The sequence below is a fragment of the Cellulomonas triticagri genome (genome assembly GCF_003696205.1).
In the GTDB taxonomy this organism is placed as follows: domain Bacteria; phylum Actinomycetota; class Actinomycetes; order Actinomycetales; family Cellulomonadaceae; genus Cellulomonas; species Cellulomonas triticagri.
This window is the reverse complement of the sequence record NZ_RFFI01000021.1, coordinates 18,411-41,710: the sequence shown is the minus strand read 5'-3', so window position 1 is coordinate 41,710 and position 23,300 is coordinate 18,411. Positions and strand designations below refer to the sequence as shown.

Below are 23,300 nucleotides of genomic sequence, written 5' to 3'. Positions count from 1 at the left end.
CGCCGCCGCGACCCCGGCGCCCGGCCGCCGAGCCGGCGGACGCCTCGGCGCAGCGTGGGGCTGGGCGTGGCGTGGGTGCTGCTGTGCGGGGCGGCCGCGGTCAGCCCCAGCGTGTTCGGCGTGCTCGTCGCCGTGATCGCGGTCGTCGTGGGCGCGCGGGCGGCCCTGGCCGCGATGGGCTGGTGGTGGTCCGGCACCGGTCGGCAGCGCGTGGGTGCCGCGGGCCGTCGTCCCGGGTGGGTGTGGTGGTGGGCGGACCGCCGCACGAGGCACGAGCGTCGGCGCACGGGCGCGACGGCGGCGCTCGTCGCGACGACCGCGACGGTCTTCCTGTACGGGGGTGCGGTCGGACGCGACGAGGCGGCGACGGCGGCTCTGCGCGACATGCTCGGTTCTGCCGCGGTGCTCGAGGTCGACGGGCCGGACGGAGCCGCCCGGCTCGCCGCGGCCCGCACCCCCGACGGCGCAGGTGCGGCGCTGGTGGTGACCGACCACGACATCGCGCTCCCGCAGTCCGGTTCCTGCGCGGCGGGCTCCGTCTCGGGTGCAGGTCGCCGGGTGGTGGCCGGGGACGTGGCGTCCGTGTTCGCCGGGCGCGTCGTCGCGGGCCGACTGCCCCGGGGCGCCGAGACGGGCGTCGTCGTGACCGCGACGATGGCGACCGGCGACGGCCTGGCGCCGGGGGACAGCGTCTGCGTCGCAGAGGGCGACGGGTGGAGGACGGCCCCGGTCGTCGCGGTCGTCGCCGCGCCCGGTGGGTTGGGCGAGTCGTTCGTCGTGGGTCTGCCCGGTCCGCCAGCCGGGCTCTCCGGCGACGCGACCGCCCTGGCTGTCGCGCGGGATCCGGTCGCCTCCGAGCTCGCGGCCGCGGTCCCGCAGGCGCGCCTGACCGACGGCGGCCGGTGGGTCGACTCACTGCCGTCCGGGAAGGCCTTCTCCGTCAGCGGCGGCAGCGGGGCCGACGAGATGGTGCTGTTCCTGCTCGCCCCCGTCGTCATGGCGGTCACCGCCGCAGGGGCTGCTGCGGCCACCCGGGAGCTGGAACGCCGGGGCACCGCCCGGACGCTGCTGCGCCTCGGCGCTCGTCCTCGGCAGCACGCCCTCACGGCAGCGGCGGCGCAGCTCATCGAGGTCGTCCCGCTCCTGGTCCTCGGTGCCGTCGTCGGCATGACGAGTGCGGCGGTGGGCAACACGGGCCTCTTGCGGGAGATGGGCGGACGACCGCAGGTGGCCGTCCCGGTCGACCAGCTGGCCGCGGTCGGGGCGGGTATGGGTGCCTCCGTCCTCGTCGCCGGGGCTGTCGCCCTCGGCGTGGCCCGACGTCGCGCCCGAGGAGGAGGTGCGTGACCGCCCCCTCGCCGCGGCGCACGTCCGTGAGCTGTGGGGGACTCGGCAGGCCGCCGGGGCCGGCTCGCCGTCGCCGCGGCGCTCGCGGCAGCGGGTGGCGGCGCCGCACTGGCGCAGCCGCTCGTGGTGAACAGGCTCGCCGGCACATGCACGACGATCGTCATCGCCCACCGGTTGTCCACGGTCGTGGACGCGAACCAGATCGTCGTGCTGGACGAGGGGCGGGTCGTCGCGACCGGCAGGCACGACGAGCTGCTGGCCTCGTCCGAGCACGACCGGTCGCTGGCGGCGAGGCAGGTCCTCGCCTCGTGACCGTCCGGGTGCCTGGTCGTCAGGCGGGCACCCGGCGGCGTGGTGAGCGCCCGGTGCTCAGCGCCCGGCGTCGATGCGGTCCAGCCGCCGGTCCACGACCACGCCGGTGAGCAGCAGCCCCGCCGCGACGGCGACGAGCGGCAGCAGCACCGTCAGGTGCCACCCCACGAACGCCAGTGCCGCGAGCGTGACGAGCACGGCCAGCGCGGTGCCGGGCGAGGTGAGCGGGGCGAGCACGAGGAACCGCCACGTGCGCCCGAACGGCTCGTCGTACCGGCGCAGCACCGGCACGAACCACGCGCCGAGGACGAGCACCCCGCCGCCGAGGACGAGCAGCCCGGCGGCCGCGACGGCGGCGAGGTCGGTCGACCCCGTGCCCGCCGCGAGCACGGGCAGGGCGAGGGCGTCCGCGGCGAGCAGCACCGCGGCGACCAGCAGCGGCCAGCCGATCCGGTTGGCCCGGCGGCGCTCGGCCCGGTAGGTCGCCCAGAACGCGCGCCGCACCGACTCGGGCGGGTCGCCTGCGGCGACGGCCGCGAGCACGGTGCCCCCGGCGACGAGCGCGGGCAGGGCGCCGAGCAGCACGGCGCCGCGCAGGGTGCCGAGCAGGACGAGGAGGTTCACCTCGACCAGGCGGACGGCGGCGCGCAGCCAGCGCATCACCGCCCCGGCCCAGCCGCCGACGTCCTCGCCGCCCTCGTGCACCGGCACCCGGGTCGGGCGCACGGACGGTGCCGTCGTCGTCATCGCGCACCTCCCACCGGGGCGGGGACGCCGGTCGGTGCGACCTGCGTCCCGACGCTGACCATCCCGGTCCCGGTGTCGAGCGCCGCGAACGACAGCGCGGCGCGGTGCCGCACCGCGTCCCAGGACGGGAACACGACGACCTCGACCGGCGCCCCGCCCCCGGGCCGGTTCCACGTGAACCGTCCGGCCCCGTGCGCGACCAGCCCGGCGAGGTCGGCGGCGACGACCGCGCGCGGGACCGCGTCGGTGAGCACGTCGCCGCGCGCGAAGGTGACGACCTCCCAGGTCCCGGCGAGCCCGGCGGGCGACGCGGGCCAGGTGGCGTCGTCGTCCTGCTCGACCGCCCCGGCCCACGGCTGCGGCGAGACCAGCGGCCAGCCGTCGGCGGTCCACACGATCCGCCGGACCTGCACCTCGTGCTGGTGCGGGTCGGCGGCATCCCGGACGTGGTGCACAAGGAGGTGGCGCTCGCGGCCGTCGCGCAGGGGTTCGGTGAGCACCGACGCGTGGCCGGGGGCGAGCCGCCCGGGTCCGCCGGCGAACCGGTGCCCGGCGAGCACCGCGGACCCGACGGGGTCGGCGGCGACGTCGGTGGCGGAGCGGCCGAGCAGGTCCCGGTAGGGCCCGACGGGCTGCGGGCCCGCGACGACGCGCAGGTGGTAGGTGTCGAACAGCGAGTCGAACGAGCTGAGCAGCACCCACCCGCCGCCGGGTCGGCGCAGGACGAACGCGCCCTCGACGGCCGCCTCGACCTCGTGCGGGCGCCGGGCCAGCAGCAGCCCGGGCCCGGGGCGCGGGCGGCCGCCGGAGCCGATGACGAACCCGGTGCCGGGGTCGAGCTCGAGGGCGTGGATGCCACCGAAGAACGACCCGTAGACCAGCCAGTGCCGCCCGGCGTCGTCCACCACGGCGTTCGCGTCGATGGCGTTGGGGCCGTCGGCCTCGTGCCGGCTGGTGACGACCAGGCCGCGGTCCTGCCACGGCCCGGCGGGGTGCGGGGCGGTGGCGAGGCCGATCGCCGAGGTCCGGGACCCGAAGCTCGACGCGGAGTAGTACATCCGCCACCGCTCGTCCGCCGGGACGTCGACGTCGTCCGGGACGCGCACGACGTCGGGGGCCCACAGGCCCTCGGCGCCCGCCCATGCGGCGGCGTCGGCGGGGACGCCGTCGAGCGCCCAGCCGTGGAACTCCCACGTCACGAGGTCGGCGGAGCGGCGCACCTGCACCCCGGCGCGGGGGAGCGGGCCGTCGCCGTAGGCGTCGGTGGAGAACAGCCAGTACGTGCCCTCGTCGTCGCGGACGGCGGTGGGGTCGTGCGCGTGCCGCGCACCCCAGGCCCCGGTGTCGACGGGCAGGCGGGAGGCGGCGGGTTCGGTGGTGGTCATCCCTTGGCCCCCGTCAGCGCGACGGACTCGATGATCTGCCGCTGGAAGATGAGGAACACGACGAGGATCGGCAGCAGCGCGACGAACGACGCGGCCATGATCAGCGGGTAGTCCCGCTGCGTGGCGTACTCGACGTTGAGGTTCGCGATGACGACCTGGAGGGTCTGCTTCGACTCGGTGTTCAGGTACAGGATCGGCGCGAGGTAGTCGTTCCAGATCGTCATGAACCAGAGGATGAACTGCGCGGCGATGGCGGGCCGGATCAGCGGGAACACCATCCGCCCGAAGATCTGCAGGTAGGACGCGCCGTCGATCTTCGCGGCCTCGATCATCGAGTCCGGCACGGACGACAGGTACTGCCGCAGGAAGAAGATCATGATGATGTTGCCGAACAGCAGCGGGATGATCAGCGGCAGCAGGGTGTCGACCCAGCCGATCTTCGAGAACATCACGAACTGCGGGATCATCAGCGTCGGGTAGGGGATCATCAGGCCCGACAGCAGCGCGATGAAGATGGCGTTCTTCATCGGCAGGCGCATCTTCGCCAGGGCGAACGCGGCGAGCGAGGACGTGACCGACCCGACGATGGTCACGGTGCCCGCGACGATGATCGAGTTCTTGAAGCCCGACAGGATCGGGGCCTCGGTCCACATGCGGGAGAACGTCTCCCACTGCGGCGGGTCCGGGATCCAGACCGGCGGCAGCGCGAACACGTCGGCCTTGGTCTTCAGGGCGGTGGTGATCATCCACAGCAGCGGGGCGATCATGACGATCGCGCCGAGGGCGAGGACGACGAACAGGACGGTGTTGACCACCCGGTTCTGGGAGGTGGCGCTCATCGGCGTCTTGCGGCTCATGGTTCTCCTGCCCCCTCAGTCGATGCTGAACGAGTTGCGCCGGTTGAGGCGGAACTGGATGAGGGTGACGACGAAGACGATCAGGCCGAGCACCACGGACATCGCGGTGGCGTAGCCCATCTGCTGGTACCGGAACGCCTGCCGGACGATGTAGTAGACGATCGACGCGGAGCTGAACTCGGGTCCGCCGGTCGGCGTCATGATGTTGATCTCGGTGAAGATCTGGGACCCCGCGATGACGTTCGTGACGACGAGGAAGAACGTCACGGGCCGCACCATCGGCAGCGTGATGGACCGGAACCGGTGGTACGCGTTGGCGCCGTCGAGCGACGCGGCCTCGTACAGCGACCGGGGCACGGACTGGATGGCCGCCAGGTACAGCAGCATCGAGTACCCGAGGCCCTTCCAGACGGCCATGATGATGATCGCGGGCTTCACGGTGGCGGTGTTCTGCAGCCAGTTGGGGCCGTCGACGCCGAACCAGTCGAGCACCTGGTTCACGAGGCCGAAGTCGCCGTTGTACGCGAACTGCCAGACGATCGCGATGGCGGCGAGCGAGGAGATCACCGGCACGTAGTAGATGGTGCGGAACGCGGTCTGGCCGGGGATCTTCCGGTTGAGCGCGATGGCGAGCAGCAGCGCGAGCACCAGGCCGATGGGGATGCCGATCATGTAGAACGCGGTGTTCCACAGCGTCTGGCGGAAGTACGGGTCGCCGAGCAGCCGGGTGTAGTTCTCGAGGCCGATGAACTGCGGCGCGGTGAGGCCGTTCCACCGGGTCAGCGACGCGTAGAGCGCGTAGCCGAGCGGGTAGAGCGTGAAGACCAGGAACCCGAGCACGGGCGCGGCGATGAACGCGGCGGCCCAGCGGTGCTCGGTGCGGTGCAGGCGCCGCATGGCCTGCTTGGCGCGGTGCGCGTCGGTGGGGCCGGCGCCGCCGGGGGGCGGGACGTCGGCGGCGGCCGCCGGGACGGCGGTCGGTGCGGTGGTCGAGGCGGTGTGGGACATGCCGGTGCTCCTTCGCGGGTGCTCCCCGCCTCGCGCCGGGCCGCCGGAGGAGCGGCGACCCGGCGCGGCGGGGTGGGGGAGGTGGGGTCAGGCCCCGCCGCCCGCCATCTCGGCGTTGGTGTTGGACTCGTCCAGGAGCGCCTGCATCTTGGGCTGCACCTCGGCGAGGTAGTCGGCGGCGGTCTGCTTGCCGTCGAGCACCGGCTGGATGTTCACCCAGAGCTCGTCGTACCACTGGGCGCCGTAGGTGAAGGAGGCGGGCATCGCGCGGCCGTAGTCCTCGACGATGTCCAGGAACTCCTGCCGGTTCGCGGGCTTCGCGTCGGCGGCGGTGGCCCACTCGGTGGCGACGTCCTTGAGGTTGGGGATCTGGATGTTCGCGTCGACGAGCGTCTGCTGGGCCTCGGGGTCGGCGCTCAGGTACGTCGCGAGCTGCACGGCGGCGTCGGGGTTGCCGGAGGTGGCGGAGACGCCGATGCCGAGCGAGCCGACCCAGGTCGCGGACTCGCCGGTGGAGCCGGCGGGCCAGGGGATGAGGTCGTACTCGAAGTCCAGGTCGTTGTAGACGCTGACGTCCCACGGGCCGACGGGGAAGAAGCCGATCTCGCCGGCCATCCACCGCTGGTAGGTGTCGAGGGTCGCGGCCTCGGAGGCGTTCGGGGTGACGCCGTCGACGTTGGTGAGGTCGGCGAAGTACTGCAGCGCCTCGGCGAACTCGGGGGTGTCGACGGTGACCTCGGTGCGGTCCTCGTTGACGAAGTCGCCGCCGTTGCTCCAGACCATCGACTGCAGGTTCCACTGCACGTTGAGGCCGGTGCCCCACTGGTCGAGGGCGCCGTCGCCGTCGGTGTCCTGGGTGAGCTGCTTGGTGATGTCGCGGAACTCGTCGAAGCTCAGCGGCACGTCGGGGTCGGGCAGCGCGATGCCGTTGGCCTCGAGCATCGTCTTGTTGTAGCCGAACGCGAATGGGCCGACGTCCTTGGGCAGGCCGTAGAGGCGGCCCTCGGAGGTGCCCTGGAGGGTGCCGTCGAACCGGTAGGAGTCGACGCCGTACTCCCAGATGTTGTCGAGGTCGACGCCCGCCTCCTCGACCTGGTCGGTGATGTCGAGCAGCACGCCGGAGGCCACGTAGGACTGCAGGTTGGCCTGCTCGATGTAGAACACGTCGGGGACCTTGTTGCCCGACACGGCCGCCTGGAGCTTGGTGGCGTACTGGTCGGCGTCGGTGACGGTCATCTCGACCTTCACGCCGGTGTCCTCGGTGAACTTGTCGATCGCGGCCTGGTACGCGGCCTTCTCGTCCGCGCCGCCGCGGAACATGAACGTCAGGGTGTCGCTGTCGCCGCCGCTCTCGCCGCCGCCGGAGCCGCACGCCGTCAGGGCGAGCGCGCCGGCGAGCGCGAGGGCTGCCAGCCGGGGAAGTCTCGTGGTCATTGCGCCATTGCCTCCACATCGGGGACCGGAGGTCGGGAGGCGCGCGCGGGGCCGCCGTCGCTGGCGGTCCGGGAGGTGCGGTCGACTCTGACCTCGTGGTTCTACATCGTTGATCTACAACGTTGGAGAGAGAGTGGCACGGGTCACGTCGTGCGGTCAAGTAACGGTGTGGTTACGGTCCGGGCGGCGGGTCGGGGGAGGGGGTTGACGCGTCCGGGGCGCGCCGGGCAGGGTGGCGTCTACAACGATGTAGACCCGCGATCAGCGAAGGAGCTGAGCGATGCCGCGCCGCGCCGCGACACCACCGATGGGCTGGAACAGCTGGGACTCGTTCGGCACCACGGTCACCGAGGACGAGGTCCTCGCCAACGCCCGCGTCCTGCACGACCACCTGCTGCCGCACGGCTGGGACCACGTCGTCGTGGACATCGCCTGGTACGACCCGACGGCCCGGTCGCACGGCTACAACGCCGACGCCCCGGTCGTCCTCGACGGGTACGGGCGCCAGCTGCCCGCCCCCAACCGGTTCCCGTCCGCGGCCGACGGCGCCGGGTTCCGGCCGCTCGCCGACGCCGTGCACGCGCTCGGGCTGCGGTTCGGGGTGCACGTCATGCGCGGGATCCCGCGCGCCGCCGTGCACGCCGACCTGCCCGTCCACGGCACCACCTGGACCGCCCGCGACGCCGCCGACACGGCGTCCACCTGCGCGTGGAACCCCGACAACTACGGGCTCGACCACGACCACCCCGCCGCCCAGGCCTACCTGGACGCCCAGGTCGCGCAGCTCGCCGGCTGGGGCGTCGACCTGGTCAAGGTCGACGACATGATCGCCCCGTACCACCACCGCGCGGTCGAGGGCTGGGCCCTCGCCATCGAGCGCAGCGGCCGCGACATCACGCTGTCCCTGTCGCCCGGCACCGCCCTCGCGACCACGCACCTGCCACACCTGCGCGAGCACGCCCAGATGTGGCGGGTCAGCGACGACCTCTGGGACCGCTGGGAGGACGTGCACGCGCAGTTCGCCCGGATGGCCCGGTGGGCACCGCACCAGCGACCCGGTGGCTGGGCGGACGCCGACATGCTGCCGCTGGGTCGCATCGGCATCCGCGCGGAGCGCGGCGAACCCCGGCACAGCCGCCTCACGCCGGACGAGCAGCGGACCCTGCTGACCCTGTGGGTGATGGCCCGCTCGCCCCTCATGGTCGGCGGCGACCTGCCCACCAGCACCCCCGAGACGATCGACCTGCTCGCCACGCCCGCGGTCGGGCACGTGCTGCGCACCCTGACCGCCAGCGGCGAGGCCCTGCGCGAGCCCCTGCCCGACGGACCGGGCGGGCACGACCAGCACGGTGACGTCGTCGTCTGGACCGGCGAGGCGCCCGACGCCCGGTACGCCGCCGTGTTCAGCACCGCCGACGCGCCCCGGCAGGTGCGCGTGCCCGTGTCGTCGCTCGTCCCCGACGCCGTCGTGGCGCGGGACGTCCGGGACCTGTGGGACCACGACGCGCCCGTGCCCCGCGACGGCGCCGACCTGGTGCTCGACGTCCCCGCCCACGGCGTGCGCTGGCTCGCCCTGCCCACCACCTGACCCACCCCGCACTCGATGAGGAGTCCCATGACCACCGTCACCCTGACCATCGACCCGGCCTTCCGGGTCGGACCCGTCCGGCGCCGCACCTTCGGGGCGTTCGTGGAGCACCTGGGCCGGTGCGTCTACACCGGCATCCACGACCCGGAGCACCCGAGCGCCGACGCCGACGGGTTCCGCGGCGACGTGATCGCCCTGACCAAGGAGCTCGGCGTGTCCACCGTCCGCTACCCGGGCGGCAACTTCGTGTCCGGCTACCGGTGGGAGGACGGCATCGGCCCGCGCGACCAGCGGCCCCGCCGCCTCGACCTCGCGTGGCACTCCACCGACCCGAACCTGGTGGGTGTCGACGAGTTCCTGCGCTGGTCGCAGGCGTCGGGCACCGAGCCGATGATGGCCGTCAACCTCGGCACCCGCGGCGTGCAGGAGGCCCTGGACCTGCTGGAGTACTGCAACGTCCGCGGCGGTACCGCCCTGTCCGACCTGCGCCGCGCCAACGGCGCGCCCGACCCGTACGACATCCGCATGTGGTGCCTCGGCAACGAGATGGACGGGCCCTGGCAGATCGGCCACAAGACCGCGCACGAGTACGGCCGGCTCGCCGCCGAGACCGCCCGGGCGATGCGGATGATCGACCCCGACCTCACCCTCGTGGCCTGCGGGTCCTCGGGCGTGCCGATCCCGACGTTCGGGCAGTGGGAGCAGACCGTCCTGTCCGAGACGTACGAGCACGTCGACCTCATCTCGGCGCACGCGTACTACGCCGAGGAGGACGGCGACCTCGGGTCGTTCCTCGCGTCGGCCGTCGACATGGACCACTTCATCGACTCCGTGACCGCCGTCGCCGACGGGGTGCGGGCGCACAAGAAGGTCGCCAAGCGCATCCACATCTCGTTCGACGAGTGGAACGTCTGGTACCAGAAGCGCGCCGAGTCCGTCCCGCCGTCGGGCGACGACTGGCCCGTCGCGCCCGTGCTGCTGGAGGACCGGTACAACGTCGCCGACGCCGTCGTGGTCGGGAACCTGCTGATCTCGCTGCTGCGGCACACCGACCGGGTGCACTCCGCCTCGCTCGCGCAGCTCGTCAACGTCATCGCGCCGATCATGACCGAGCCCGGCGGCCGCATCTGGCGGCAGACGACGTTCCACCCCTTCGCGCAGGCGTCGCAGCACGCCGTGGGCGACGTCCTCCAGGTCGCCATCGAGGCGCCGACCTACGAGACGGCGAAGCACGGGGACGCCCCGCTGGTCGACGCCGTCGCCACCCGCGACCCCGAGACCGGCGCGGTCGCGCTGTTCGCCGTCAACCGCTCGCTCACCGAGACCGTGACCCTCGAGGTCGACACCCGCTCCATGCCCGGGCTGCGCGTGCTCGGCGCGACCAGCCTGTCGAACCCCGACCACACCTGGTCCGCCACCGCCGACGACGACACCTCCGTGCTGCCGCGCGCCAACGACACCGCGGCGCTCGACGGCGGCCGGCTCACCGTCCAGGTGCCGCCGGTGTCCTGGAACGTGGTCCGGCTCGGTGCCTGAGCACCCGCGGACCCGCCGCCGCCTCGCCGTCCTGGCGGGTGCGGCGGTGGTCGCGCTCGTGGCGGCAGGGGGCATCACGATCGCGGCCCTGGGTCGTGCCGGCGACGTCGCCGCCACCGCGCTGCCGGTGGCCGGGGACGTCGCCGTGCACGACCCGGCCCTCGTCGTCGGCGAGGGCGACGACCCCTGGTACGTCTACTCCACCGGCGACGAGCGCGAGAACGCCGGCGCCGTCCAGGTCCGCCGGTCCACCGACCGCGGCGCGACGTGGGAGTACCTCGGCACCGCGTGGGGGCCGTCGGACTCCCCGCGCTGGGCGCAGGAGGCCGTGCCCGGCGTCGTGAACTACTGGGCGCCCGAGCTCTACGAGCACGACGGCACCTGGTACCTCTACTACGCCGCCTCGACCTTCGGCTCCAACCGCTCCGTCATCGGCCTGCGCACCAGCCCCACCCTCGACCCCGAGGACCCCGACTACGCGTGGACCGACCGCGGCGAGGTGTGGCGCTCCGAGCCGACCGACGACTACAACGCCATCGACGCCGGCATCGTCGAGGACGCCGACGGCACCCCCTGGATGGTGTTCGGCTCCTACTGGTCCGGCATCCAGGTGGTCGAGCTGACCTGGCCGTCCGGGATGCCGGCGGACGGGGCGGAGCCGGTCGCGCTCGCCAGCCGGCTCGCGTCCCCGCACGCCATCGAGGCCCCGTACGTCGTACCGCACGACGGCTGGTACTACCTCTTCGTCTCCCAGGACGCGTGCTGCCAGGGCGCGGACTCGACCTACCGGATCGCCGTCGGGCGCTCGCGGGACGTCACCGGGCCCTACCTCACCCGGGACGGCACGGACATGGTCGTCGACGGCGGCGACGTGCTGCTGGAGACCACCGGGGAGATGGTCGGGCCGGGCGGGCAGTCCGCCTCGGGCGGGGTGCTGGGCTTCCACTTCTACGACGCCGCCACGGGAGGGACCCCGACGCTGGCGCTCAGGGAGATCGCCTGGGACGGCGAGGGGTGGCCGGTGCTGACGACCCGGGAGGAGCAGGGCTGACGCCACCTACCTCGCGCATCACGGTCGCGGAACTGGGTGGAGCCCGCCACCTAGGTGGCTGAGCCCGTCCCTAGCGTCGCCCGTGCCGCTCACCCACAGGTGGTGCTGCGGCGACGCACCGGGCTCGCACAACCGTCGACCAGGACCAGCCCGGCCCGCCTGCTCACGGTCCTGGTGGTGCCGAGGGCAGACGGATGGCGGTACGGCGGTTCAGCAGGGTCATCGGGGTCGGGTCGGCGGTGACGGCGATGGCGCTCGCGCTCGTCGGGGCGGTCGGACCACAGACCCCCGCGCCCCGGGCGGTGGAGGTCGCGACGGCGGTCTCGGTCGTGCAGCTGGGCGACTCCTACTCGGCCGGGAACGGTGCGGGGGAGTACTACGGCCCGTCGGGCTGCTACCGGTCGTCGCGGAGCTGGGGCCAGCAGTACGTGGACTGGCTCAACGGGAGGGGCCACCACGCGACGTTCGTGAACCGGGCGTGCAGCGGCGGGGTGCTCGCCGACCTCACGCAACCGCTGGACGCCGGTGACGTCCGGCAGGTGATGGTCGCCCGACCGGACGCCGCGGACGAGGCCGCAGCGGAACGTCTGGCGAAGCAGGACCCGGTGTGCTCCGGACGCGTCGGCAGCGACCAGCGGCTCGACGTCACGGTGACCGGCTCTACCGGGTCGTCGTGGGTGCTGACGTGCACCGTGTCGATGCGCCCGCAGATCGAGGCGGTGGACGCCACGACGGACCTGGTGCTGCTGACCATCGGCGGCAACGACCTGAACTTCAACGAGATCGTCATGCAGTGCTTCGTCATGGGTACACGCGATCCGGGAAGTTGCCGCAAGCACGTCGATGAGGCCGACGCCGGTTTGGGCGATCTCAGCAGCGACATCACGGACATGCTCGATGAGTTGCGGCAGCGCATGCGCCCGGATGCCCGGGTGGTGCTGCTGTCCTACCCGTACCTGTCGACCGCCGAGCCCTACATCCTGAAGTCGCTCTGGGGGCGGCCGTGGTTCTCGAACGACTCCTACGACACGGCTACAGCCGTGCGTGCGCTGGGGGACGCGGGAGACGCGGCTCAGCGGCGTGCGGTCGAGGCGGCCAACGCGGCTGCGGGGACCGAGTTCGTGACCTTCGTGGACACGGTCAAAGAGCACTTCGTCGGTCATGAGCCAAACCCGTCGCCCTATTCCAGGAACCCCGACCGGTGGGTGATGGAAGTGGAGAGCCTGATCCTCGCTGAGAACTACCACCCGAATCTCCGTGGGCACACCGAGGAAGCGCGGCTGCTGCGCGACGTGGCGGCCGTGCCGGGGCGTGACGTGCGCGCCGGGGCAGCGGGGCTGGACCTGGTGTTCGTCGTCGACACGACGGTGTCGATGGACCCCTACGTCGCGCAGGTGCGCGAGTTCGTGCTGGGCATGGCCGCCCAGCTCGGGGAGGTGTCGAGCTCGCACCGGTTCGCCTTGGTGTCCTTCGCCGACGACCCGGCCTGGACGGGGGTGGCGGGCAGCTACGCCTCCCGGGTGGACGTGCCCTTCACCACGGACACCGAGGCGCTGCGGACCGCGCTCGAGGCGCTCGTGCCGATCAGCGGCGGACACGACGGGCCCGAGAGCGTGCTGTCCGGCTTGGAGGAGGCTATCTCGTTGCCCTGGCGGGACGGCGTCAAGAAGGTCGTGATCCCGATCAGCGACAACTCCGGCCGCGATCCCGAGCAGACCTCGGGTCTGACCCGGCAGGCGATCATCGACCACGCGCTGGCCGTCGACCCCGCAGAGATCTACCCGGTCGCGGTCGGAGGCTCGTCCCTGTCGGTGTTCTTGGCCGACGTCGCCGCGCAGACCGGTGGCCTGGCCTCGGTGGCCGGCGGCGACCTCGCCGGCACCCTGACCCGTACGATCACCGATGCCATGGACAAGCCGTTCGCCTGGGTCCAGGGGCCCTGGGTCGCGCAGGTCGGTGCCACGCTGCGCCTGGACGCGCGCGGCTCCTACGCACCGGGTGGACAGCTGGTGAGCTACGAGTGGGACGTCGACGGCGACGGGACCGTCGACTACGTGACCACCGATCCGATGATCGAGCACACCTACGAGACGCTGTTCGACGGGTACGCCACCGTCAGGGTCACCGACCAGGCAGCGCGCTCCAGCATGGGATCGACCCTCGTGACGATCACTCGCGACGGCGACACCATCCCCGACGACGTGGACAACTGCCCCGATCTCGCGAACCCCGGCCAGGAGGACGCCGACAACGACGGCATCGGAGACGCCTGCGACCCCGACCCGTACCCCGCACCCCCGGAAGGCGGCCCGATCGTGTTCGGCCCCGACCAGCAGGAGCAGTACGCCACCGCCTCGATCGACGGCCACGTGTTCACCGACGCCAACGGCGACGGCACATGGGGCGCCGACGAACCCGCCGTCACCGGTGCGGAGGTCCACCTGACGGGAACCGACGCGTTCGGTGATGCGGTCGACCTCACGGCGTCCAGCGCTCCGGATGGGTCCTGGGAGCTGGCAGGACTGCTGCCCGGCACCTACGACCTGCACGTCCCCGGAGCGACTCTCACCCCCGGCGACCTGTCCGAACCCGCAGAGGGCTCGCACCCCGGCATCGTGTCCGGCGACCGGATCACCGGGATCGTGCTTCCCCAGATCGGCGCCACCGCCACTGGCTACCTCGCAGCCCACGCACCCATGCAGCAGCCGGTGGGTGCCGCACCGACATCGACGGCACCGACGGGCGCCACCGCGATCACCGCCGACGACCTCGGTTCGGGCCTCGCGCTCACCGGGCCGGCGATCGCCGCCATCGCTGCACTCACGTTCCTCGCCCTCGCCTCCGGGACGACCCTGCTCATCCGCCGACGGCGCGCCTCGTGGTGACGGAGGAGGCGACGGTGATCATCGGCAGCTTCATCCTGCGGACGTCGGCGCAGGCTTCGTCCAGCCGGGCTCGTCGGAGTCAATGGGCTATCACAATCAGCACTGGGCGGTGTCATCGTGAAACCATTGCTTCTCCCTGGTGTCATCCTGTTCTGGAGCTCCGTTCTGGGCCTCGTCTGCGTCCTCGCCTGGCGGAAGCACTCCGGCAGTGCCGGCAGGACCCCGCGAATGACTCGGATGCAAAAGGGGCTCGCGTTAGCCCTGGGCCTGGTCGTGACCATAGGGGTGCTGCTCGTCATTCTCTGGAGAGTCGCGACCGCGACACCCTGGACCTGAGCGCCTCGATCGCGCGACAACCGCACCGACCTCCGCCGAGTCCTCCGCCGGCACGTCGGACCGTGGAGCCACTGCGCTCATCCGCCGACGACGGACCACGAACGGCCCTCGTGCAGACCCGATCACAGAGCAGGCCACGCGTCGCGAATCGACCCGTCGGCAGTGCCGGCGACCCCACGCTTCATGCGGGCGTGTGATCCCGTGCTCTGGGTCGTCGCGGGGTTCGCCGCCTGCTCGGTGACCCTGATCTCGATGATCGCCTGGTGGCGCGACACCGAGTCGCCTCCCCGTGGTCGGGCTCGCGTCGTCGCCAAGGTCGTGACCGGGGTGACGGCGACGGTGGTGGCACTGGTGGTGGCGGTGGCCACGTGGTTCGTCGCCGTGCTGTGAACGGGTGCTCGGGAGGACTGACGTGATCGTCGAGCTGGTGCAGTTCTTCACCCCGACCCTGCTGGTGGTGGCTGCGACGGTGTGGTGGTTCCGGGTGCGACGGCGACGACTGACCGGCGTGCGGCGGATCGTGCGCCGGGTCATCGGCTCCGTGCTGGCGTTCCTCTGCTCGGTGGTGGTCGCCGGAGCGCTGATCGCCGCCGTCGTCGCAGTCCGGGACCGGTACGTCGACATCGACCACCGCGGCCTCGAGGTCCTGCGGGACGAGCCGATGATGTCCCTGCCGGTCCCCGGGACGACCGAGGGTGCGACGTCGGTGGACAGGGGCGGCAACGGATGGAAGCGGTTCACGACCGCCTCCGCCCGGCGCGAGCTCGCCCTCGACGAGGGGGCGGACTGGGAGTCGGTGCACGCAGCTGCCGTCGACCTCGCACTCGGCGAGGGCTGGGAGCCCGCTCCGCCCGACCGGTTCTGCCACGAGGTCCCGCTGGCGACGACGTGCCTCGTCCGGGTCGAGGTGGTCCACACGTTCAGCCCGGCTGACGGGACCTCGGACGATGTCCCCCGGGTCATGGCGGAGCTGCGGGTGGTGTCCGACGACACGAGCGTGGTCCTGGAGATCGGGCGCTGAGGCACCGTCCGGAAATGGGTCTTGTCGGCCGCTCGCCACCTCGCTAACGTCGCGATGTATCCGGTTACATCCGACACATCGGAGGTGCACCGTGGCGGCAGCGACGCCCCCGGCCCGCCCGACCATCCGCGACATCGCGCGGGAGGCCGGAGTCTCGGTCGCGACCGTCTCGCGCGTCACCCACGACGACCCGCGGGTGGTGCCGGAGACCAAGCGCCGCGTCCAGGAGGTCATCGACCGGCTCGGCTACCGCCCCTCGGCGCTGGGCCGGGCGCTGTCGTACCAGCGCACGCTCACGCTGGGCATCGCCCTGCCCGGTCTGGGCGGGCCGTACTTCGCGCAGCTCATCGAGGGTGCCGAGTCGGTGGCGGTGGAGCGGGGCGTGGTCATCAACGTCGTCGGGACGCACCTGCGTCCGGACGCGGCGGACGCGGTGCGGCAGCTCGCGGAGCGCACCGACGGCCTCATCGTGGCGGGCGGGACGCTGTCCGAGGACGACGTCGCCGACCTCGCCGCGTCGGGCCGCGTGGTTGTCGTCGCGGGGGACCAGCCGGGCGTGCCGTGCGTCGTGACGGACGGCCGGGCGGCGGCGGCCGAGCTGGTCCGGCACCTCGTCGAGGCGCACGGCCACCGGCGGCTCCGGTTCGTCGGGGAGCCCGACGGGTCACCCGACACGGCCTGGCGGTACGCGGGGTTCCGGGACGTCCTCGCCGAGCGCGGGCTGACCGAGGCGGGCGAGCCCCTGCGGCTCGGCCTCGACGTCCGCAGCGGTGCGGTCGCCGCGCGCCTGCTGCACGACGAGGGCGTGCTCCCCGACGCGCTGGTCTGCGGCAACGACGAGCTCGCCACCGGGATGCTGGCGACGCTGCCGGGCCTGGGGCACCGCATCCCGACGGACGTCGCCGTCACCGGGTTCGACGACCAGGCGCTCGCGGAGATCGCGTCGCCCCGGCTGACCACGGTCCACCAGCCGGTGGCCGACCTGGGGGCGCTCGCCGCCGCCGGCGCGCTCGGCGGCGACCTGCCGGCCCGCACCACCCTGCCGACGCGGCTGGTGGTCCGGGAGTCCTGCGGGTGCACGCAGGAGGGTGCCCCGCGCTGACACACCCCGCCGGCGGACGACGAGGTCCGGCGGCGCGACCTGGAACGAGGAGGTTCCGATGAGCAGGTCGAGAAGACCGGCGGCGGTCGCCGTCGCGCTGACGACGACGCTGGCGACCGCCGCGTGCGCGAGCATCGGCTTGGAGCCGGTCCCCGCGGCGCCGGAGGGCTTCATCGCGGAGATCCGGATGCCGTCCGAGGCGGGCGGCACCGTGCAGGGGCTGCTCAACTACAACTGGCTGTCACCCAACGCGGCGGTGCAGTCCTGGCTGTTCGAGCCGCTGATGATCCGGGACCGGCTGACCTGCGAGGCCGTGCCCTACCTGGCCACCGGCTACGCGTGGGACGGCTCCGACCGCCTGGTCCTGCACCTGCGCGAGGGGGTGCGGTGGAACGACGGGGCCCCGTTCACCGCCGCGGACGTCGTCTACACCTTCACGGCGGCCCAGGAGTTCCCCGCCGCTGACCGGTCCGGTCTGTGGGGCGACTACTTCGGTGCCCCGGCGCGGAGCGTCACGGCGTTGGACGACCACACCGTCGAGATCCTGTTCGACGGCCCCGCGGTGCCGAAGACCGACGCGGTGCTGGGCTCGAAGATCCTGCCCGCGCACGTCTACGCCGACCAGGGCGACCCGACGGCGTACATCGACGCCGAGGGCGTGGCCACGGGACCGTTCCAGCCGTCGTCGTACAACGGCCGACGCCTGGTGCTCGAGCGGAACCCGGACTACTGGAACGCCGACGAGGTCCGGATCCAGCAGATCTCCCTGGAGGGCCGGTACGACGCGAACTCGGGTGCGCTGAAGATCCGCAACGGCGACCTCGACCTGTACCGCGGGGACATCCCCAACCCGCGGCGGTCGGTGGTCGCGCCGGACCCGGAGCACGCCGGGTTCTTCTACCCGCCGGACGCCACGACGGTCCTGGTGCTCAACACGGGGCGGCCGGTGCTGGACGACCCCCGGTTCCGGGAGGCGTTCGCGTACGCGCTGGACCGGCAGGCGCTGACCGAGCGGGCCAGCTTCGGGATCATGGAGCCGGCCAGCCAGACCATGCTCCTGCTGCCCTACCAGGAGGCGGAGGTACCGGAGCGCTGGCAGGGCGCCGAGCAGATCCCGTACGACCCGGACCACGCGAACCGGCTGCTCGACGAGGCCGGGTACGAGCGCGGCGCGGACGGGCGCCGGGTGGACGCCGACGGGCAGCCGCTGTCGTTCGTGTTCAGCGTCCAGGCCGGCTGGATGGACGTCATCGCGATGGCCGACGTCGTCTCCCGCAACGCCCGCGAGGTCGGCGTGGGCGTCCGGATGGTCACGACGGACCCGAACGCGATCGAGGCGATGCAGAAGTCCGGGGAGTTCGACATGGTCGTCGACTTCGTCGGCGGCGGCTGCCAGCGGGCCCGGGACCTGGGCGGCCGGTTGCAGACCTCGCAAATCCCGAGCGAGCAGGAGCTGCTGATCAACCGCGCCCGGTACTCGGACCCGGAGATCGACGCGGTGGTCGAGGAGTGGGCGAACACCACCGACCCCGAGCGCGCCGCCGAGCTGCAGGCGCGGGTGATCGACGTGTTCATGACCGAGTTCCCGTACATCGCCCTGCAGTACGCCCCGACGCGGCTGATCTACCGCACGGAGAACGCCGAGGGCTGGCCGAGCGAGGACAACCCCTACGCCGTGGACCAGCTGCTCCGGCTCGCCACGGAGCTGCGGGCCCCCGACGGCGGACGGGAGGGCTGAGCGGTGGCGTACTACCTGCGCAAGACCGGGTACTTCGTGCTGACGCTGTGGGCGGCGGTGACGCTCAACTTCGTCATCCCGCGGCTGCAGCCGGGCGATCCCGCGGAGATCATGGTCCGCCAGCTCAGCGGGCAGGGTGAGATCGACCCGGCCCAGGTCGCGGCGGTCCGGGCGATGCTCGGTTACGGCGACGAGAACGTGCTGGTGGCCTACGGGCAGTACCTGCGGCAGCTCGCATCGGGGGACCTGGGGATCTCGTTCACCTACTTCCCGTTCCCCGTCGTCGACGTCATCGGGAAAGCGCTCCCCTGGACGCTGGTCCTGGTCGGGCTCACCCAGGTGGTGTCGTTCCTGCTCGGCACGCTGCTCGGCGCCCTCGCGGCGTGGCGGCGCAACAGCCGGTTCGACGCGACGATCTCGGTCGGCTCGACGTTCGTCGGCAACCTGCAGTCGGTGTGGATCGGCCTGATCGTGCTGTTCGTGTTCGCCTACACGCTGGGCTGGTTCCCCGCGTCCGGCGGGTACGGCTACACCGACCCCGGGTGGACCGCGTCGCACGTCGCCGACGTCGTGGCGCACGGGTTCCTCCCCGCGCTGACCCTCATGGTCACGGCCCCGATCGGGTTCATCCTGTCGATGCGCAACACGATGGTGCAGGTGCTCGGCGAGGACTACATCCGCCTGGCCGGCGCGGCGGGACTGCGGGAGCGCACGGTCGCGCTCGGGTACGCGGCACGCAACGCCCTGCTGCCCGTCGTCACCGGGTTCGCGCTGTCGCTCGGCGTGCTGATGGGCGGCTCGATCCTCATCGAGAGCGTCTTCGACTACCCCGGCATGGGGCGGCTCATGGGCGAGGCCACCGCGAACCGCGACTTCCCCCTCATGCAGGCGATCCTGCTCGCGACCATCGTGATCGTCCTCACGGCGAACTTCGTGGTCGACCTGATCTACCCGCTCATCGACCCGCGTGCCCGCCGGGCCGCCGCGTGAAGGACAGGTGACCACCGATGTCCGAGAGCTCCGCCGTCCCCCGTCCGCTGCCGTCGCCGCGTCGGGTCCGCGCCGCCCACGACGCCGCGGGCGAGGCCCGTACCGCCCTGCGACCACCCCGCTGGTACGCCGTGATCTGGTCGAGCCGCAAGGCCCGCATCGGCGTCGTCATGCTGAGCGTCTTCCTGCTCGTGGCGGTCTTCGCCGACCTGCTGTCGCCCTACCGGCCGGACGACGCGACCTTCGTGCCGGCGCAGGACCCGAGCGGCGCGCACTGGATGGGCACGAACACCCTCGGCTACGACATCTGGACCCAGCTGGTGCACGGGGCGCGGCTGTCGTTCGCCATCGGGGTGCTCGGCGGCGTCGCCACGATCGTCATCGCGATCGCCATCGGGCTGACCGCCGGGTACCGGGAGGGGAGCGCGGTCGACGACGTGCTGTCCTTCGTCACCAATCTCGCGCTCGTCGTGCCGGTGCTGCCGCTGATGATGGTGATCGTCGCGTACAGCGAGACCCGCGGGCTGGCGCTCCTGGTGTTCGTCATCGCGATCACCAGCTGGGCGGGCGCCTCGCGGGAGATGCGCGCGCTGATCATCTCGATGCGCAACCGCGACTTCGTCACCGCCGCCCGGTTCGGCGGCGACAGCATGCCCCGCATCGTGCTGCGGGAGATCATGCCGAACATGGCCTCCCTGGTCGTCTCGGGGTTCATCGGGGCGGCGACGGGCGCGATCGCCGCGGAGGCGGGCCTGTCGTTCATGGGGTTCGGCGACCCCAACACGGTCAGCTGGGGGCAGATGCTCGCCCAGGCCAACGCCAACGGCGCCCTCGTGCAGGGGCTGTGGGTGTGGCTCGTCGCCCCGGGTCTGATGCTCGCGCTGCTCATGACGTCGCTGACGTTCGTGAACTTCGGCGTGGACCTGCTGAGCAACCCCCACCTGCGCGAGGAGGACGACTGATGCCCACGACACCCGGTCCGGTCCTGACCGTCGAGGACCTGTCGGTGCAGTACCGGCCCGCGCTCGGCCCCGTCGTCGACGCCGTGCGGCACGCGTCCCTGCGGGTCGACCCCGGCGAGCTCGTCGGCCTCGCGGGGGAGTCGGGGTCGGGCAAGACGACGTTCGCCCAGGCCGTGCTCCGGCTGCTGCGCCGACCGGGTCACGTGACCGGCGGGACGATCCGCTGGGGTGACACGGACGTCACCGACCTCGACGACGACGCGCTGCGCCCGCTGCGCTGGTCCGCCGTCGCCACCGTCTTCCAGTCGAGCATGAACGCGCTCAACCCGGTGGTCCGGGTGCGGCGCGTGTTCGAGGACGTCATCGCCGCGCACGACGACCCGGACCGCCCCACCGACGCGCGGGAGCGTGCGGCGGAGCTGTTCGACCTGGTCAGCGTGGACCCGCGGTTCCTCGACCGGTACCCGCACGAGCTGTCCGGGGGGATGCGGCAGCGCGTCAACCTCGCGCTCGCCCTCGCCCTGCGGCCCCGCCTCGTGCTGTTCGACGAGCCGACGACCGGGCTGGACGTCGTGGTGCAGAAGTCGGTGCTGGACAAGATCCGCGAGCTGCAGGCGCGGGAGCGGTTCGGCGCCGTGCTGATCACGCACGACATGGGGACGCTGCTGGACAACGCCGACCGGGTCGCGGTGATGTACGAGGGCGAGGTCGTCGAGGACCTCAACACGGCGCAGGCCGTGACGACCGGCCCGCGGCACCCGTACTCGATCCACCTGGTCGGGTCCTACGCGGAGCTCCTCGGCGAGCGGGTCCCGGGCTACACCGGCCCGGAGATCGCCGAGCCCGCCGAGGTGCCCCGGCCGGTGGCGCACGATCCCGTCGTGCAGGTCGAGGACCTGCGTCGCCGGTTCACCCGGCGGCGCGGCTGGCGCACCGAGCACGTCGACGCGGTCCAGGGCGTGTCCTTCACGCTCCGGGAGGGCGCGGTCACCGCGCTGGTCGGGCAGTCCGGCTCCGGGAAGTCCACGATCGCCCGGGTGCTCACCCGCATCGACGTGCCGACCTCGGGGACCGTCCGGTACCTCGACCAGGAGCAGCACCGGCCGCACGACGTCGCCGCGCTGCGCGGCGCGGTCGCGGCCGAGTACCGCAGGAACGTGCAGTACGTCTTCCAGGACCCGTACTCGGCGCTGAACCCGACCCTCACGGTCGGCTACGCGCTGTCGCGGCCGCTCGCGAACTACCACCACCTCGGGCGGCGGGCGGCGCTGGAGCGCGCGGCCGACCTGCTGGAGCAGGTCGGGCTCACCCCCGCCGGCCGGTACCTGGGCCGGCTGCCGCACCAGCTCTCGGGCGGGCAGCGCCAGCGCGTCGTGATCGCCCGCGCGCTCGCGGCCGAGCCGCGGCTCGTGGTCGCCGACGAGCCGATCGCCAGCCTCGACGTGTCCATCCGGGCGGAGATCCTGGAGGTGCTGCAGTCGCTCGTCGCGGACCACGGCGTCGGGATGCTCTACATCACCCACGACCTGCTGTCGGCGGCCACGCTCGCCGACGACGTGCTCGTGCTCCGCGAGGGCGCCCTCGTGGAGTCCGGTCCCGCGGCCGAGGTCATCGGCGACCCCCAGGCCGACTACACCCGCGAGCTGCTCGACGCCATCCCGCACCCGTTCGCCCGGAGGACCTCCGCATGATCCCCACCACGACCGGTACCCCTCGACCTGGGCGTCCCGAGGCGCCCGCGCTGCCCGACGACATCCGTGCGCTCACCGAGCGCGAGGTCGACGCCTCGATCCGCTGGCTGTGGGAGCACGCCACCGCGGACCCGGGCAGCCCAGGCTGCGGCCTCGTGCTGGACCGGGACGACCGGCCCGACGTCGCCTCGGTCGCCGCGACGGGGTTCGCGCTCGCGGCCTGGTGCGTCGGGGTCGAGCGCGGCGTGCTCGCCCGGGACGCCGTGCACGAGCGGGTCCTGGCCACCCTGCGGACGCTCACGGACTCGGTGCCCCACCGCCACGGGTTCCTCGCGCACTTCGTCGACCCCCGCACCGGCGCGCGCCACGGACGGTCGGAGTACTCCACGATCGACACCGCGCTCGCGCTGTGCGGCGCGGTGGTCGCCTCGCGCTGCTTCGCCGACGACCCGGCGGTCGACCGCGCCACGGAGGACCTGCTGGCGCGCGTCGAGTGGCCCTGGCTCGTGGCGGAGCGCGACGGGCGGACCGTGCTGCGCATGGCGTGGGTGGCGTCCTCGGACGACGCCTACGCCGAGGGCGCGGACGACGAGGGATTCGTCAGCGCCTGGGACATGACGGCCGAGCAGCTCCCGATGTACCTGCTCGCCGCGGGCCACCCGGACGTCCCCGAGCACCTGGCGCGGGACCTGTGGCGCGGGTTCGCCAAGCCGGTCGGGACCTACGGCGGGCACACCTGCGTGCACGAGCCGGCCGGGACGCTGTTCGTCTACCACTTCCCGGTCGCGTTCTACCCCTTCCAGCGCGTGCGCGACCTGGACGGGCGCGACTGGTGGGCCAACGCGCGCGAGGCGTCGCTCGCCTCGCGTGCCTGGTGCGCCGACCAGGCGGGACGGTGGCGCACCTTCGCCGCGGGCCTCTGGGGCCCGGCGGCCGGGCTGGGGCCGAGCGGGTACGTCGTGAACGGCGCTCGCCCGTCCACCCGCGAGCCCCACGCGGACGGCACGGTCCCGCCCGCCTCGCTGTTCGGCGCGCTGCCACTCGCCCCGGAGGCCGTCGCGCCCGCGCTGCGGGTGCTGCGCGACGAGCATCCCGGGGCGTGGAACCGGTGGGGTGCGACCGACGGGGTCAACCTCGAGGGCCCCGGACCCTGGTACGCCGGTCCGCGGTTCGGCCTGAACAAGGGCGTGACCGCCCTGCTCGGTGCCGCCGCGCTGGGGTCGACGCTGGTGTGGGACGCCGTTGCCGGCCACCCCTGGATCGCCCGCGGCGCCGACGCGCTCGGCTTCACCCCCGCCCCCTGACCCGCC

General features: G+C 72.9%; 18 protein-coding genes and 1 pseudogene. 14 read left to right on the top strand and 5 right to left on the bottom strand.

What is annotated here, in order from left to right; translation table 11 throughout:
* A pseudogene (locus EBM89_RS05735) lies at positions 1–1,347 on the top strand (hypothetical protein); the annotation flags it as partial.
* A gap of 33 nt (positions 1,348–1,380) precedes the next feature.
* Positions 1,381–1,659 (top strand): hypothetical protein, encoded by a 279-nt coding sequence (locus EBM89_RS05730; RefSeq protein ID WP_122148498.1) that lies wholly within the window; start codon positions 1,381–1,383, stop codon positions 1,657–1,659.
* Positions 1,660–1,716: 57 nt separating this feature from the next.
* On the opposite strand, the gene EBM89_RS05725 is transcribed toward EBM89_RS05730, so the two are convergent.
* The 5 genes from EBM89_RS05725 to EBM89_RS05705 all read right to left on the bottom strand — a co-directional run bounded on the left by EBM89_RS05725 (position 1,717) and on the right by EBM89_RS05705 (position 7,090).
* On the bottom strand, positions 1,717–2,406 hold the full coding sequence (locus EBM89_RS05725; protein WP_122148497.1) for a DUF624 domain-containing protein: 690 nt from the start codon (positions 2,404–2,406) through the stop codon (positions 1,717–1,719).
* Positions 2,403–3,791 (bottom strand): arabinan endo-1,5-alpha-L-arabinosidase, encoded by a 1,389-nt coding sequence (locus tag EBM89_RS05720; protein ID WP_122148496.1) that lies wholly within the window; start codon positions 3,789–3,791, stop codon positions 2,403–2,405. The genes EBM89_RS05725 and EBM89_RS05720 overlap by 4 nt, the downstream gene beginning before the upstream one ends.
* Positions 3,788–4,648, bottom strand: a complete 861-nt coding sequence (locus EBM89_RS05715; protein ID WP_199731986.1) for a carbohydrate ABC transporter permease — start codon at positions 4,646–4,648, stop codon at positions 3,788–3,790. The genes EBM89_RS05720 and EBM89_RS05715 overlap by 4 nt, the downstream gene beginning before the upstream one ends.
* 15 nt (positions 4,649–4,663) lie before the next feature.
* The gene (locus tag EBM89_RS05710) at positions 4,664–5,656 is read right to left on the bottom strand and encodes a carbohydrate ABC transporter permease (protein WP_122148495.1); all 993 of its coding nucleotides are present in this window, start codon (positions 5,654–5,656) and stop codon (positions 4,664–4,666) included.
* A gap of 87 nt (positions 5,657–5,743) precedes the next feature.
* Positions 5,744–7,090 (bottom strand): ABC transporter substrate-binding protein, encoded by a 1,347-nt coding sequence (locus EBM89_RS05705; RefSeq protein ID WP_122148494.1) that lies wholly within the window; start codon positions 7,088–7,090, stop codon positions 5,744–5,746.
* 280 nt (positions 7,091–7,370) lie between these two features.
* Between EBM89_RS05705 and EBM89_RS05700 the strand changes: the two genes are divergently transcribed.
* From EBM89_RS05700 to EBM89_RS05630, 12 genes are all read left to right on the top strand, one after another.
* Positions 7,371–8,678, top strand: coding sequence for a glycoside hydrolase family 27 protein (locus EBM89_RS05700; protein ID WP_233571563.1), 1,308 nt, complete (start codon positions 7,371–7,373; stop codon positions 8,676–8,678).
* A 27-nt stretch (positions 8,679–8,705) separates the two neighbouring features.
* On the top strand, positions 8,706–10,214 hold the full coding sequence (arfA, locus tag EBM89_RS05695; protein ID WP_122148492.1) for an arabinosylfuranosidase ArfA: 1,509 nt from the start codon (positions 8,706–8,708) through the stop codon (positions 10,212–10,214).
* The gene (locus EBM89_RS05690) at positions 10,207–11,265 is read left to right on the top strand and encodes an arabinan endo-1,5-alpha-L-arabinosidase (protein ID WP_122148491.1); all 1,059 of its coding nucleotides are present in this window, start codon (positions 10,207–10,209) and stop codon (positions 11,263–11,265) included. The genes arfA and EBM89_RS05690 overlap by 8 nt, the downstream gene beginning before the upstream one ends.
* A gap of 194 nt (positions 11,266–11,459) precedes the next feature.
* Positions 11,460–14,150, top strand: a complete 2,691-nt coding sequence (locus EBM89_RS22665) for a GDSL-type esterase/lipase family protein (RefSeq protein ID WP_199731985.1) — start codon at positions 11,460–11,462, stop codon at positions 14,148–14,150.
* 537 nt (positions 14,151–14,687) lie between these two features.
* A complete protein-coding gene (locus tag EBM89_RS05665; RefSeq protein ID WP_122148490.1) occupies positions 14,688–14,876 on the top strand; it encodes a hypothetical protein in 189 nt (62 codons plus the stop codon).
* Positions 14,877–14,898: 22 nt separating this feature from the next.
* Positions 14,899–15,507, top strand: a complete 609-nt coding sequence (locus EBM89_RS05660) for a hypothetical protein (RefSeq protein WP_122148489.1) — start codon at positions 14,899–14,901, stop codon at positions 15,505–15,507.
* Between the two features lie 91 nt (positions 15,508–15,598).
* Entirely contained in the window at positions 15,599–16,609 is a 1,011-nt protein-coding gene (locus tag EBM89_RS05655; protein ID WP_158609519.1) for a LacI family DNA-binding transcriptional regulator, read from the top strand.
* A 58-nt stretch (positions 16,610–16,667) separates the two neighbouring features.
* A complete protein-coding gene (locus tag EBM89_RS05650) occupies positions 16,668–18,347 on the top strand; it encodes an ABC transporter substrate-binding protein (RefSeq protein ID WP_122148487.1) in 1,680 nt (559 codons plus the stop codon).
* A gap of 3 nt (positions 18,348–18,350) precedes the next feature.
* Positions 18,351–19,337, top strand: coding sequence for an ABC transporter permease (locus tag EBM89_RS05645; protein WP_122148486.1), 987 nt, complete (start codon positions 18,351–18,353; stop codon positions 19,335–19,337).
* 17 nt (positions 19,338–19,354) lie between these two features.
* Positions 19,355–20,299, top strand: a complete 945-nt coding sequence (locus tag EBM89_RS05640; protein ID WP_122148485.1) for an ABC transporter permease — start codon at positions 19,355–19,357, stop codon at positions 20,297–20,299.
* Positions 20,299–21,990, top strand: coding sequence for an ABC transporter ATP-binding protein (locus EBM89_RS05635; RefSeq protein WP_122148484.1), 1,692 nt, complete (start codon positions 20,299–20,301; stop codon positions 21,988–21,990). Before EBM89_RS05640 ends, EBM89_RS05635 begins: the two co-directional genes overlap by 1 nt.
* A complete protein-coding gene (locus EBM89_RS05630) occupies positions 21,987–23,294 on the top strand; it encodes a glucoamylase family protein (protein ID WP_122148483.1) in 1,308 nt (435 codons plus the stop codon). Before EBM89_RS05635 ends, EBM89_RS05630 begins: the two co-directional genes overlap by 4 nt.
* Positions 23,295–23,300 lie beyond the last annotated feature (6 nt).